Source organism: Rhizobium sp. 18055, from assembly GCF_902706285.1.
Taxonomy (GTDB): domain Bacteria; phylum Pseudomonadota; class Alphaproteobacteria; order Rhizobiales; family Rhizobiaceae; genus Rhizobium.
The window spans coordinates 1-407 of the sequence record NZ_CACSKD010000401.1 but is presented as its reverse complement, the minus strand read 5'-3'; the positions used below and the strand labels follow the sequence as shown (position 1 = coordinate 407).

Here is a 407-nt window from a genome sequence, read left to right as displayed (position 1 = left end):
TGTTCGCTCTCCGGCTGCACGTCGGCGAAGATGCGGGCCACGAACTCCGCGGCCTGCTGCGCGGCCGACACCCGCGGCGCGGTCATGTCGATCCCGGCCATTGCGGCATCCACGGCGGAGACGGGGGCGGGAGCAGCGGACTGCGTGCCACCGGCTGCCGGAGCCGGGTCCGGAACTTCAGCCACGTCAGCGGAGGCATCGACCTCGCCGCTTTCCTCCACCGGCGACGGCATGGCGTCCGAAGGCGGGACGACGCCGGCAACCCCATGGGCCAGCGGCAACGGCTCCGCCCCGGCATCCGGAAGGCTGCCGTCGGGCATGGAAAGGCGGTCGCGGTCGATCGGGTTCATCGCAGCTTCAGGGTGGTGAGGCCGATCAGGCACAGCAGCATGGTGATGATCCAGAAC

1 pseudogene is annotated in these 407 nt (G+C 70.8%); it reads right to left on the bottom strand.

Annotated features, from left to right (window positions below):
• Positions 1-407, bottom strand: a pseudogene (locus GVL52_RS29705) (hypothetical protein); the annotation flags it as partial.